The organism is Spiroplasma endosymbiont of Dasysyrphus albostriatus (assembly GCF_964019495.1).
Taxonomy (GTDB): Bacteria; Bacillota_I; Bacilli_A; order Mycoplasmatales; family VBWQ01; genus Spiroplasma_E.
On sequence record NZ_OZ026447.1, the window covers coordinates 561,214 to 573,355 of the forward strand.

Sequence of the window (12,142 nt, forward strand, 5' to 3'; positions counted from 1 at the left end):
GATGAATTTAATTATTTTAGGTCCACCAGGATCAGGAAAAGGGACACAGTCACAGTTTCTGAAAGAACAATATAATTTAATGCATTTATCAACTGGTGATTTGTTTCGTGATGAAATCACAAAACAATCACCAGTAGGTAAAAAAGCTCAAACTTATGTTAATAAGGGTCAATATGTTCCTGATGAGATTACAAATGAGATTATTAGTAATACTTTAAAAAATATTAAACATAATTTTATTCTTGATGGTTATCCAAGAACAATCTCACAAGTAGCATCATTAGATAAAGTATTAACAAGTTTGAATGAAACGCTTTCAATGGTATTGTATCTAGATATTAATGAAGAAACAGTTATTAAACGTTTGTCTTCAAGAGTTACTTGTCCTCAATGTAAAGCAATTTATAATCTTAATTTCCTACCACCAAAGATTACTGGTATTTGTGATAATGATGGGGTAAAATTAATTAAGCGAATTGATGATAGTGATGAAAAGACAATTATCAATCGTTTAAAAACTTACAAAGTAGCAACGGCACCATTGGTAGATTCTTATCAAGAACGTGGACTGTTAAGAACAGTGGATGCCAACCAAGATAATAGTGATATTAAAGAACAAATTAAATCATATTTATCATCATTAAAAGGAAATAAAAATAATGGTTAGCATTAAAAGTCAAAGTGAAATTCAAAATATCAAAGCCGCTAGTCAAGTTGTAGCACTTATTCATAAAGAGTTAGCAAAAATAATAAAAGTTGGAATAACTGGTAAAATGCTTGATAAAGTGGCAGCACAAATTATTAAAGAAAATAATGCTGTACCTTCTTTTTTAAATTATCATGGGTTTCCTGCCACAATTTGTGTTTCAGTTAATGAACAATTAATTCATGGCATTCCTAATGATAAACCTTTTAAAATGAATGATATTGTGAAAATTGATGCTGGTGCTGCTGTTAATGGTTATCATGCAGATGCTGCCTTTACAATGTGTGTTGGTTTCCCACCAACACCAGAACAAGCAAAACTTATTAATGTGACTAAAGAATCATTAAATAAAGCAATAGCAATTATTGCACCAGGAGTTAGAATTGGTGATATTAGTAACGCCATTCAAACTTATGTAGAAAGCGAAGGCTTTTATTTACCAACATCGTATACTGGGCATGGTATTGGTAAAAAACTCCACGAAGACCCAGCTATTCCTAATGTTGGTAAGCCCAACACTGGAATAAAATTGCAGTCAGGAATGACAATTTGTATTGAACCAATGGTTCAAACAACAACTGATAAAATTCTGGTTTTAAGTGATAAGTGAACAGTAGTTGCTGCTGATAAACAGCAAACTGCTCACTTTGAACACACTATCCTAGTAACTAATGATGGATGTGAAGTACTAACAATACTTAATGAAAATCAAAAAAATAATGAGGAATGTAATTAATGGCTAAACCAAAACAAGTAGTTAAACCCAAAGTTCAAAAAGTAAAAAAAACTAATGATAGTACTATTGAATGTGAAGGTATAGTAATAGAAGTCTTACCTAATGCGAGATTTAAAGTAAAGTTGAATGAATATGACTTTACTCCTATTGTAAGACCATCGGGTCGTATGCAAACACATAAAATTAAAATTATCAAAGGTGATCATGTAAAAGTTGAATTATCAACTTATAATTTAACTGAAGGACGAATTACTTTTCGTAACAGAATGGCTACTACACATTTACCGATAAATAAAGATGATGAAAACAAAGAAAACTAATAGTTTAACAGGAGGAAAATGATGAAAGTACAAGCATCAGTTAAAAAAATTTGTGACAAATGTCAACCAATCAAACGTAAAAAACGTAATGTAATCATTTGTGAAAATCCTAAACATAAGCAACGTCAAGGATAGAAATATTAAGGAGGAAAAATAAATATGACATCAAATACTAACAATGCAAGTCGAAGAATTGCGCAAGTAAATATTCCTGGAAATCAACATACAGTAATTGGTTTAACAAGAATTTATGGCATTGGTCGCAGCAAATCTTCAGAAATATTAAAAGAACTAAAAATTGAAGAAACTAAAAAAATTAATGAATTAACAGAAAAAGAATTAAGTTCAATTAGTCAATTAATTGAAAAGAAATATAAAACTGAAGGTGAATTAAGACGTGAAGTGTCTTTAAACATTAAGAGATTAATGGAAATTGGATGTTATCGTGGTATTCGTCATCGTAAAGGATTACCAGCCAGAGGACAATCAACAAAAACTAATGCAAGAACTTGCAAGGGACCACGTAAAACGGTTGCTAACAAGAAAAAAGCAAGTTAATTAGGAGGAAAAAAATAATGAATATAAAAACAACAGTAAAGAAAAAAATTAAAGTTAATCCTAATTTTATTAAAGCAAAAGCATTTATTAAAGCAAGTTTTAATAATACTATTGTTACTATTACTGATCTTAATGGTAATGTTATTGCTTGATCAAGTGCTGGAGCAGTAGGTTTCAAAGGAACTCGTAAATCAACTCCTCACTCAGCACAGTTAGCAGCTGAAGCTGCAGGTAAAACTGCTATGGAACACGGAGTTAAAATTTTAAGTGTTTTTGTTAATGGAACAGGACCAGGAAGAGAACCATCAATTCGTAGTTTACAAGCAGTAGGTTTTGAAATCAAAGATTTAAATGATGTGACACCAATCCCTCATAATGGTTGTCGTCCACCAAAAAAACCAAGAAAATAAAGTAGGTGAAAATAAAACATGGAACAACAATTTTTAAAACCAAAATTTAGTTTAAACAGTGAAAATAGTGCTATTAATTACAGTGAATTTATTGTGAGTCAATTAGAACGTGGTTATGGAACAACTTTAGCTAATGCCTTAAGAAGAACATTGTTATCTTCAGTACCAGGTATTTCTGTATATGCAATTAGAATAAGTGGTGTATCTCATGAATTTACTGCAGTTAAAGGTGTAATTGAAAATGTTTCTGAAATAATTTTAAATGTTAAGGACTTAGTTTTAGCTTTTGATGGTGATATTCAAAAGGACGAAAAAATTGCTAATTTAAAAATTAGTATTACTGGTAAACAAGATATTACTGCCGGAGATATTATTTGTCCAACTGATGTTAGAGTAGTTAATCCAGAATTAATTATTGCTCGAACAACTTCAAGAAATGTTCTTTTTGAAATGGAATTAATGGTAAAGAAATCTCGTGGTTATTCTTCATTTGAGGAAAATAAAAAAGAAATTGCTAATAGTTCAGGCATTATTGCTATTGATTCAAACTTTTCACCTGTTGAAAAAGTTGATTATAAAATTGAACCTGTAACTAAAACATTAAAGGGTATTGAATATGAAAAATTAATTCTTGGTGTACAAACTAATGGTTCAGTTAAAGCAGCATCAGCTATTGCAATGGCAGCTAAAATTTTAATGAGTCATATTGAGTTTTTTGTTAATTTAGATGATAATGTTAAAAACTTTGAAGTTATTTCAATTACTAATGAGCAAGAAAATAATGATTTAAACAAAGCCTTAGAAGAGTTGAATTTAACTGTTCGTTCATACAATTGTTTAAAACGTGATGGTTATAAAACTTTGGGTGATATTGTAACTAAAAGTTTAGATGAAATTAAACAAATTAAACATTTAGGTTCAAAATCAATTAAAGAAATTGAAGATTGTGTATCAAAACATAATTTAGAGTTTTCTATTAAAAACTAAGAAGGAGGATAAGAAAAAATGTCATATATTAACGATATCGGAAGAAATAGTGCTAAAGTAGATGCTGAAATCCGTAATTTAGCAAGTGAATTAATTGTTCATGGAAAATTAGTTTTGTTAGAAAAAAGAGCAAAAAGATTACAAACATTTATTGAACCTTTAGTAACGTTAGCTAAACGTGGTGATTTGCATTCAAGAAGAATGGCAATTGCTAAATTGCGTAAAATTACAACTAAAGAGCATCCAAAGGATGGTGTTATTCCAACATTATTTGGCAATATTGCTGAAAGATATAAAGACCGTAAAGGTGGATATACAAAGTTAATTAAAGTAGATAATAGAACTGGTGATAATGCACCAATGGTACTAATTACTTTTGTTTAATTAAAAATATTAAAGCAAGAAAATTTTTGGAAAGAGTAAAGCATTTTTATGTTTTCTCTTTTTTATATGTTGACAATTTTAAATAAAATTGTATTTTTTAATACAATTATTGATAAATATTTTTTATGGTATTTTTATTATAGTTACAGTAAATATTAGTGCGCTTTGAGTTGAAAGAGAATTTGGATTTCAAAATAACTTAATTAAATCACATGCTTATAAAGATATTAAAGAATTTATTTTAAATTCAAATGCTGATAAAAATTTTGATAAACAATCACTTTTTGTTAAATTAGGTATGTTTTGAAAATTAGATCAGGCCTTTGTTAATCAAAAATAGTATTCTTTAAAAGAATAAAAATAGAAATTGCTATTAATAGTAAATTCTATTTTTATGACATAGTAATTTTGATTTTTTTGGTTTTATTTTTTATATAGTAAAATTTAGTTTTTTATATATTTTTTAAAATTATATAAAGTTAGAAAACCTTTATGATATTATTAATTCATAATTTAATAAATGTTTAGTACTAATATGGATATTTTATCTATATTAGTTTCTTTTATGTTTATTAAATTTTACTTTTGATTTGAATAAAAAGGAGAAAATGAAAGATGATATCTATAGAAAATATTAATAATTTAGATATAGAGATATTTATTAAAAATGTAAAAAGATTATTTCAAGAAAAAATTAATACTTATCAACTTATTGATAAATCTTTTAAAGAACTAGAAAATTTTAAAATTATAGAAGAGATAAAATTAAAATTACAAGATAATCTTGAAATAATAAAAGAAAGATTAATTAACTATGAATATGAAAAAGATGGAGATAGTTTAAAAGATTCTGCAGAATTAAAAAAGATAGAATTGTTTTTAGAAGAATTAGAAAATATAATAGTAAATAAATATGATATTAATATTAGTTATAAATGTGCTAATTTTCTTATTATGAATGATGAAAAGGAACAATTAGTAAATTTATTTAAAGTTAATAATTCAATTTTATTTAAAAGTAAATTAAGTTTTGCATTAGCAAAAAAATTAATTGAAGAAGGAAATATCAAAGGTATAAAATTATTAACTAATATTATTAGTTTAGAAGAAATAATTGATAATGAGAGTAATCTTTTTCATATTGCTGCAAATAATGGTCAAATTGATATTTTAAAATATTTATTATCAATTAATAAAGAATTAATTAATAATAAAAATAAAAAAGGAAAAACACCTATTGAATGTGCTTTCGAATATGCTGCCAAACGTTTTATCAAATATGGTGAATTTGATAATGAAGTTATTGAATTTTTAATTAATAATTCTAATGTTAATTTATTGTTTACTAATAATGAAATATGAAAATCATTAGATCCTAACTCAAATATTAATTCAGTTAAAGGATGAAATATATTCCATATAGCAATACTTTTCGGAAATGTAGATATTGTAAAATTATTAATACAAAAATTAAATGATCAATCATTAATAAATTATGTAGCAGAAAAAATTGGTACTCCTTTACAATGTGCGATTGTAGGTGCTAGTGTTGATACAACAGGTCTACCTAAAGAGGGAATGCCTTGAGTTAATCCATTATGTTATTTTAGATTTATATCAAATAATGATATGGGTATAAAGGACAGTAGAACTAAAATTTTAGTTGAAAATTATAAAGAAATTGCAAAAACATTGCTTTCTATTTTATCTTATGATCAAATTAATTCTAAGGATACTGAAGGAGATAGTCCAATTCATGATTGTGTACTAAGATCTAATGTTTAATTATTAAAATTAGTATTAAACGCAGGTGGTGAAGTAAATATGCAAAATAATTTAGGATATACTCCCTTGCATCAAGCAGTTCTTTATTCTAGGTTTGAAGTAATAGAAGAACTGTTACAAATACCTAATATTGACTTAACAATAAAAGATAAAAGCGGATTAACTGCATACGATTTAATTGTGAAAAAAAGTAATAGAAAAGATAAAATTAAAATAATAAATTTAATAGAAAATTGTCTGTTAAGTAAAAATATTAAATTTGAACGTTTTGTTGAAGTTATTATTGATAATAATATATCTGATACTAATGGTTATTATGATGAGGTTGATACTGTTTCCTTATTAAGTAATGATGATGATACAAGTGATGTAGACAGTATAATTTGAGAGTCTAATAATAATTTTTCAGATAGTTTAGTTACTGATACTGTTTCTTATACAACAAGATTTTAGTGTTTAAAAATAAACTTTTTTAATAAATCTTAAATATTTTATAAAAATTTAAAAGTGTTATCTAGCAAGTATAATATATATTTAATAAAGTTTATATATAATATATATGAAAAACTAAATATAGTTTTCAATCCATTATTTTTTTTAAAAAAATAATCGATTTTTTTATTTTGAAAGGAAGATTTTGATGCCAGTTACTGAACAAGAAAAACGTAAAAAAGAAAGTTCAGAAATAAAAAAAGTAATTAAAGCCTTTGAAAAAGAAATCGAAGAAAATGATAAGCAAATTAAAAATGAAAAAAAAGAAATAAAAAAATGAGAAAAACTAAAGTTAAATATTAATGATGAAAAAAAAGATTTAAGTAAAGAAATTAAAAAACTTAAGATAGCCTTAAATGAAATTAAAAATAAATTAAAGGAAAAAAAAGAAAAAAATATTAAATATGAAGAAAAAGAGGTAAAGTTTAAAGAAAAAGATTTAATAAAATTAGAAAATTTAAGAAAAGAAATTGAAAATAAAATTGAAGTAGAAGAAAAGCAACAACAACAAATACAAGAAAATATAACAAAATTAAAAGAAAATGAACAAGAAATAATAAATCAATTAGAAAAATTCAAAAAAAATGAGAAAGAAATGGAAGAAGAAATAGGTAAATTAAAAGAAACGATAGTTGATGATGATAGTAATGTGAATATTTTGATTAAAGAAAAAGAAAAAGAAATATTAGAAGTAAGATTAAAAATTGCTAATTTATCTGATAGTTTAAAAAGAAAAGAGAAAGAAATAACATTATTAGAATTTGAAGAATTTAAACATAAACAAATTATTTTAGAAAATAAAGAACAATTAATAAAAGCAAATCATAAATTATATTCAAATAAAAAAACAGAAAATGAAGTTAAAATAGCAGAATTGGAGATCAAAAAAAACAAGAAAATTTGTGAAATATATGAATTACAGCATAAACTAAATATAGTGGTTATAGATGATGCAAATATTAATTCAAAAATTTTAAGTTTACTTTTGACAATATGTAGGCTTGAAAAATCTTCTATAGAAATTACCAAAGAAATTACAACAAAAAAAGATGTCTTAAAACAAATAAAAAATAATTCATTAGAAGAATCAATAGTAATTTCACCAGAAGAAAACGCTACTTCTGTTCAGCAAAATGCAAAACCATGGTTTAAACGTATATATAAACCATTTACTAAACTTTATAGAGGTAGTAAACAAAAAATTACATTAGGATATTATCAAAGAAAAGAAAAATCTTTAGAAGCGGAAATTAGGAAATTAGAAGCCGAAAAATTAAAAGATTTTTGAAATAAATTTTGATTACTTATGAGCTGTGGTTGTTATAATAATCATGGCAAAACAACAAGAAAAATAGAAGAAAAAAAACGAGAATTAAAAGATATTAAAAAAGAACTAGAAAAATTATCAAAAAATAATGTTTCAAATAATGATCCGCAACCTTCAACTTCATCAGCAGTACCCAGTTCATCTAAAAGTTGAAGTGACAAATTATTGAAATCAACAGAAGAAGTAACAAAAAATGATTCTTTATTAAAAGAAAATTCTAAAAATCTGGATGTTTCTTTACATTAATTTCATAGAATAGAAATTTATATAACTTTAATTTATAAACTAAATTTTATTAGAAAATGAACAATAATTTTACTTCAATTTTGAACAGATATTGTTCATTTTTTTCTTTTTTTATAATTTTTATAAATTATAAATTGATATATATAAAATTACTGTTATAATTTTACTAGCATAATATTTAAAATAGAGTTAGAAGTAATATGAGTAAATCTAAAATTTCATTAAGTTTAAAAAATGTTGAATTTCGTTATAAACCAGAATACAATAACGCTGTTGATAATGTTAGTTTTGATATTAATCATGGTGAATATATTACTATAATTGGTCATAATGGTAGTGGTAAGTCAACACTTTCAAAAATTATTATTGGTGTTTTACACAAACAAAAAGGTACAATTCAATTATTTGGTGAAACAATTACTAATAAAAACATTAAACAATTACGTCGTCACTTAGGTATTGTTTTTCAAAATCCTGATAACCAATTTATAGGTTCAACTGTTCGTGATGATATTGCTTTTGGCTTCGAAAATCATTTAGTTGAACCCAGTGATATGCCAGCAATTATTGACAGAGTTTCTAGGGCAGTGGGTATGGAAAAATATTTAGATCATGAACCACTATGATTATCTGGTGGTCAAAAACAACGTGTAGCTATTGCTTCAGTTTTAGCTTTAGAACCTGATATTATTATTTTTGATGAGGCAACTAGTATGCTTGATCCAAAAGGTAAACGAGAAGTTAAAGAAATTATGTTAAAATTACAAGAACAACGCAATAAAACTATTATTTCTATTACTCATGATATGGATGAAATTATTAATGCCGATAAAATTATTGTTATGAATAAAGGTAAATTAGTTCGTTATGGAACTCCATCTGAAATATTAAAAGAATGAGAGTTTTTACAAAGTATTCATTTAGATATTCCTTTTGTTTTAAAAGTATCGTTAGGTTTAAAAAATAAGGGAATTAATATTAATGAAACATTAAGTGAAGAGGAGCTGATTTCTAGCTTATGTCAATTAAATTCAAAGAAGTAAGTTATACTTATTCTCCAAAAACCCCTTATCAATATCAAGCATTAAAAGATATTACTATTGAAATTGTTGAACAAAAAATAGTTGCTATTATTGGTGAAACTGGTAGTGGTAAATCAACTATGATTCAACATATTAATGGTTTATTAGTTCCAATGGCAGGTTCAGTTTTTATTAATGATTTTATTATTAAGGCTAATCAAAAAAAAATTCGTGATATTAAAAAAATACGTAAACAAATTGGCTTAGTTTTTCAATTTCCCGAATATCAGTTATTTGAAGAAACTATTGAACGAGATATTATGTTTGGACCAGTTAATTTTGGTGAGAAAAAAGATAAAGCACGAGAGTTAGCAAAAAAATATATTAATTTGGTTGGATTAGACGAAACATACTTATCAAGAAGTCCATTTGATTTGTCTGGTGGTCAAAAACGAAGAGTTGCTATTGCTGGTATTTTGGCATTACAAGGTCATACTTTAATTTTAGATGAACCAACAGCAGGACTTGATCCCGATGGTGAAAAAGAATTAATTAATTTATTTTATGATTTAAATCATAAAGAAAATAAAACTATTATTTTAGTAACTCATAATATGAATCATGTACTAATGGTTGCTGATGAAGTTATTGTATTACATAATACACAGATTTATAAAAAAGCAGATCCAATTACTATTTTTAGAGATAAAAAATTAATTACCGAAACCGGAATTGAGCCACCAAAAATTTATAGTTTTTTATATAAATTAGAAGCAGCAGGATTTGATACATCAAAAATTACTGCTAGAAGTGATTCAGAATTAATTGACCAGTTGTCAAAAATATTATCCAAAAAAAATAGCAATAAAAAGTAAGGAGTAATAAATAATGAAAGTTAGTTTTGGTCGTTATTTACCTTTAAATTCAATCATTCATCGTGTAGATCCAAGAATTAAATTACTAGTTTTAATTTGTTTAATTGCTTCACTTTTTTTTCATACTCGTTTTGAAAGTTACGCTCTTATTGGTTTTACTGTCATAACAATTTTCTTTTGTGCAAAATTACCTTTTATGATGTTATTAAAATTAATGCGCCCGATTTTATTTATGGCATTTATTTTATTTATAATTAACTGTTTTTTAACTGATGCCCCTAATTTAGGAATGATTTGACGTTGGCATGGTATTAAAGTATCGTATAAAGCTATATTTGTTAGTATTTATATTGCTCTTAGAATTTATTTAATGATTTTAATTACAACAATTTTAACAACCACAACTCAACCATTAGATTTAACATTAGCATTAGAAGATTTAATGTTACCACTAAAATTAATTAAATTTCCAGTACATATTATTTCAATGATTATTTCTATTGCTCTTCGTTCAATTCCTACATTATTAGATGAAGCGGGCAGAATTTTAAAAGCACAAGCATCACGTGGTGTAGATTTAAAAAATGGTCATTTTAAAGAAAAAGTTAAATCGTTAGTATCATTAATTATTCCCTTATTAGTTTCTTCATTTCAAAAAGCAGAAGATTTAGCATACGCTATGGATTCAAGGGGTTATGATCCACAAGGTAAAAGAACACGTTTTCGTCAATACCATATTGATTTTAAAGATATATTTTTCTTTATTATTGGTGTAGGATTGTTAGCATTTCTTATATCTTATACTTATCATCCAGAAATATTTTGAAGAATTCCATTTATTGATGATTATTATTCACAATAATAAACGTATATGAATTAGGTTTACTAATTTTAAATATTTATTAATATTTAGTTAAAATAAAAATTTTGCAACAAGTGTCATAATATTTATCATTTTTTTCTTATACTCCCTATTATTTTTTTTAATTAAAAATTCTTAATTTAAATTTAAAACATATTAATAATTAAAATTAATTAAGGAGTAAGTCCGGTTGCTAAATTATAATCATAAATATCACTATCTAAGTTACTTGTAACTACAATACTGTTATTTCATTCAACATTTTGTTTTGCTATTTTTTCACTAACTAACAATTGTTCAATAGCTTTATCTAATAAATTTAATTGATCTAATTCTAAATTATTTAATGCATTTTTTATAACTTGTTCATCATACATATCATTACTATTAAAATTACTTAAATCAAAAATTTGTTTTGAACTAGAAACATGATCATATTGCAATTCTCTTTCTTTTTCTTTAATAAGTTGATGTCTTTTTTGGTTATATTTTTTCTTTCTTACTTTTATTTCGGATCTTTGATAATATTTTTTCTTTTTTGCTTTTACTTCGGGTTTTTGATCATATTTTTTCTTTCTTTGTTTATTTTTTTGGTATCACATTTGATCATATTTTTTCTTTTTTACTTTTACTTCGGGTTTTTGATCATATTTTTTCTTTCTTTGTTTATTTTTTTGGTATCACATTTGATCATATTTTTTCTTTTTTGCTTTTACTTCAGGTCTTTGTCTATATTCTTTCTTTTTTTCTTTTACTTCAGGTCTTTGTTCATATTCTTGTCATTTTCTTTTTTTAGATTGTTTATTAAATATTTCTTCATTGGTTTGAAATGAAGAAGTAGTATTAGTAACTATACTTAAACTATTATTCATATCTTTTTCCCCTAAATATAATTAAAGTTAATTTTATTTAAACTTTTATTATATATTTTTTGCTATTTATTAAAAATAATATTTTTTGATACATAAAAATGTATATTATAACTTTTTCAAAGTTTTAAAAATAAGATTAATAAGATATATAAATTAAAATTGTATAAATTATACCAATTTTAAATGTTTTTTCAATCTTTAAAACTATTATTTTGTTTTGTTTTTGGTGCTCTTAATTAAAATTAATTGAGAAAGGAATGAGTATATTGCTAAATTTTTAATCATAAGTATTAGTATCTAAATTACTTGTAAGTTAGTATTGTTAATAAAATTTGATTAATAAATTGATTTAATAAGATATTATCTATTACATTTTTATGCTTTTTATTAAGGGCATAATAAAACTTTATTTTAAGAGTATTTAAATTAATAATTAACCATAATTATTAATTTAAAATTGTGTTCTAATTGTTAATAGTAACATTGTTTTTTATTATTGTTATTGTTATATACGAAAATTAGATGATTATTTTTGTAGTTTTATGAAAAAAAATATTAAA

16 protein-coding genes are annotated in these 12,142 nt (G+C 24.4%); 15 read left to right on the forward strand and 1 reads right to left on the reverse strand.

Annotated elements, in window-relative coordinates:
• Position 1: 1 nt before the first annotated feature.
• From AACL11_RS03495 to AACL11_RS03565, 15 genes are all read left to right on the forward strand, one after another.
• Positions 2-667: an adenylate kinase gene (locus AACL11_RS03495; RefSeq protein WP_252319233.1), complete on the forward strand. Its 666-nt coding sequence runs from the start codon at positions 2-4 to the stop codon at positions 665-667.
• Positions 660-1,442 (forward strand): type I methionyl aminopeptidase, encoded by a 783-nt coding sequence (gene map, locus AACL11_RS03500; RefSeq protein ID WP_338988159.1) that lies wholly within the window; start codon positions 660-662, stop codon positions 1,440-1,442. Before AACL11_RS03495 ends, map begins: the two co-directional genes overlap by 8 nt.
• A complete protein-coding gene (gene infA, locus AACL11_RS10525; protein ID WP_348774424.1) occupies positions 1,442-1,762 on the forward strand; it encodes a translation initiation factor IF-1 in 321 nt (106 codons plus the stop codon). The genes map and infA overlap by 1 nt, the downstream gene beginning before the upstream one ends.
• Before the next feature lie 21 nt (positions 1,763-1,783).
• Positions 1,784-1,897, forward strand: coding sequence for a 50S ribosomal protein L36 (gene rpmJ, locus AACL11_RS03510; RefSeq protein WP_174480911.1), 114 nt, complete (start codon positions 1,784-1,786; stop codon positions 1,895-1,897).
• Between the two features lie 24 nt (positions 1,898-1,921).
• Positions 1,922-2,320 (forward strand): 30S ribosomal protein S13, encoded by a 399-nt coding sequence (gene rpsM, locus AACL11_RS03515; protein WP_174480910.1) that lies wholly within the window; start codon positions 1,922-1,924, stop codon positions 2,318-2,320.
• A 17-nt stretch (positions 2,321-2,337) separates the two neighbouring features.
• A complete protein-coding gene (gene rpsK / locus AACL11_RS03520; RefSeq protein ID WP_252319229.1) occupies positions 2,338-2,730 on the forward strand; it encodes a 30S ribosomal protein S11 in 393 nt (130 codons plus the stop codon).
• Between the two features lie 18 nt (positions 2,731-2,748).
• Positions 2,749-3,717: a DNA-directed RNA polymerase subunit alpha gene (locus tag AACL11_RS03525; protein WP_338988160.1), complete on the forward strand. Its 969-nt coding sequence runs from the start codon at positions 2,749-2,751 to the stop codon at positions 3,715-3,717.
• Between the two features lie 18 nt (positions 3,718-3,735).
• A complete protein-coding gene (gene rplQ, locus AACL11_RS03530; RefSeq protein ID WP_252319218.1) occupies positions 3,736-4,101 on the forward strand; it encodes a 50S ribosomal protein L17 in 366 nt (121 codons plus the stop codon).
• A gap of 109 nt (positions 4,102-4,210) precedes the next feature.
• Entirely contained in the window at positions 4,211-4,441 is a 231-nt protein-coding gene (locus AACL11_RS03535) for a hypothetical protein (RefSeq protein ID WP_338988161.1), read from the forward strand.
• 275 nt (positions 4,442-4,716) lie between these two features.
• Positions 4,717-5,886, forward strand: a complete 1,170-nt coding sequence (locus AACL11_RS03540) for an ankyrin repeat domain-containing protein (protein WP_338988162.1) — start codon at positions 4,717-4,719, stop codon at positions 5,884-5,886.
• 15 nt (positions 5,887-5,901) lie between these two features.
• Entirely contained in the window at positions 5,902-6,339 is a 438-nt protein-coding gene (locus tag AACL11_RS03545; RefSeq protein ID WP_338988483.1) for an ankyrin repeat domain-containing protein, read from the forward strand.
• A 187-nt stretch (positions 6,340-6,526) separates the two neighbouring features.
• Positions 6,527-7,951, forward strand: coding sequence for a hypothetical protein (locus AACL11_RS03550; RefSeq protein ID WP_338988164.1), 1,425 nt, complete (start codon positions 6,527-6,529; stop codon positions 7,949-7,951).
• A gap of 200 nt (positions 7,952-8,151) precedes the next feature.
• Positions 8,152-8,994 (forward strand): energy-coupling factor transporter ATPase, encoded by an 843-nt coding sequence (locus AACL11_RS03555; protein WP_338988165.1) that lies wholly within the window; start codon positions 8,152-8,154, stop codon positions 8,992-8,994.
• On the forward strand, positions 8,970-9,848 hold the full coding sequence (locus tag AACL11_RS03560; protein ID WP_338988166.1) for an energy-coupling factor transporter ATPase: 879 nt from the start codon (positions 8,970-8,972) through the stop codon (positions 9,846-9,848). The genes AACL11_RS03555 and AACL11_RS03560 overlap by 25 nt, the downstream gene beginning before the upstream one ends.
• Before the next feature lie 13 nt (positions 9,849-9,861).
• Positions 9,862-10,710 (forward strand): energy-coupling factor transporter transmembrane component T, encoded by an 849-nt coding sequence (locus AACL11_RS03565; RefSeq protein WP_338988167.1) that lies wholly within the window; start codon positions 9,862-9,864, stop codon positions 10,708-10,710.
• 173 nt (positions 10,711-10,883) lie between these two features.
• On the opposite strand, the gene AACL11_RS03570 is transcribed toward AACL11_RS03565, so the two are convergent.
• Positions 10,884-11,582 carry a hypothetical protein gene (locus tag AACL11_RS03570; RefSeq protein WP_338988168.1) on the reverse strand — a complete coding sequence of 233 codons (699 nt, stop codon included), beginning with the start codon at positions 11,580-11,582 and terminating at the stop codon, positions 10,884-10,886.
• Positions 11,583-12,142: the final 560 nt, after the last annotated feature.